The sequence below is a fragment of the Paraburkholderia tropica genome (assembly GCF_914484835.1).
GTDB lineage: Bacteria > Pseudomonadota > Gammaproteobacteria > Burkholderiales > Burkholderiaceae > Paraburkholderia > Paraburkholderia tropica_A.
The window spans coordinates 1-1232 of the sequence record NZ_CAJZAR010000010.1 but is presented as its reverse complement, the minus strand read 5'-3'; the positions used below and the strand labels follow the sequence as shown (position 1 = coordinate 1232).

1 protein-coding gene is annotated in these 1232 nt (G+C 61.4%); it reads right to left on the bottom strand.

The genetic code is table 11. The features are described 5' to 3' along the window. Positions 1 to 1175 (bottom strand): elongation factor Tu (gene tuf, locus LDO54_RS01675; protein WP_224005253.1); only part of this gene is annotated, 1175 nt, incomplete at its 3' end. Between the last annotated feature and the right edge of the window lie 57 nt (positions 1176 to 1232).

The window sequence follows — 1232 nt, the reverse complement described above, 5'->3', positions numbered from 1 at the left end:
GCAACCACGCCGGCGCCGACGGTACGGCCACCTTCGCGGATTGCGAAGCGCAGACCTTCTTCCATCGCGATCGGAGCGATCAGCTTCACCGTGATCGACACGTTGTCGCCCGGCATGACCATTTCCTTGTCCTTCGGCAGCTCGATCGAGCCCGTCACGTCCGTCGTACGGAAGTAGAACTGCGGACGGTAGTTGTTGAAGAACGGCGTGTGGCGGCCGCCTTCGTCCTTGCTCAGCACGTACACTTCAGCCGTGAAGTGCGTGTGCGGCGTGATCGAACCCGGCTTGGCCAGAACCTGGCCGCGCTCGACGTCTTCACGCTTCGTGCCGCGCAGCAGGATACCGACGTTGTCGCCTGCCTGACCCTGGTCGAGCAGCTTGCGGAACATTTCCACGCCCGTGCAGGTCGTCTTCACCGTCGGCTTGATACCGACGATTTCGATTTCTTCGCCGACCTTGACCAGGCCACGCTCGATACGACCCGTCACCACCGTGCCACGACCCGAGATCGAGAACACGTCTTCGACCGGCATCAGGAAGGCGCCGTCAACTGCGCGCTCCGGCGTCGGGATGTACGTGTCCAGCGCGTCGGCCAGGCTCATGATCGCCACTTCACCCAGCTCGCCCGTGTCGCCTTCCAGCGCCAGCTTGGCCGAACCCTTGACGATCGGCGTGTCGTCGCCCGGGAAGTCGTACTTCGACAGAAGCTCGCGCACTTCCATTTCGACCAGCTCGAGCAGCTCGGCGTCGTCGACCATGTCGCACTTGTTCAGGAAGACGATGATGTACGGAACGCCAACCTGACGCGCCAGCAGGATGTGCTCACGCGTTTGCGGCATCGGGCCGTCAGCAGCCGAGCAAACCAGGATCGCGCCGTCCATCTGTGCCGCGCCCGTGATCATGTTCTTCACATAGTCAGCGTGACCCGGGCAGTCGACGTGTGCGTAGTGGCGGTTAGCCGTTTCGTACTCGACGTGCGCGGTGTTGATGGTAATACCACGTGCCTTTTCTTCCGGTGCCGCGTCGATCTGGTCGTAAGCCTTGGCTTCGCCGCCGAACTTCTTGGTCAGAACCGTCGTGATAGCTGCCGTCAGCGTGGTCTTGCCGTGGTCAACGTGACCGATCGTGCCGACGTTGACGTGCGGCTTGGTCCGTTCGAATTTACCTTTTGCCATGTTTCTCTTCTTTCAAAAAAGTGGTGAATCGGTGACTGGGCGATGCGAACCGGACCC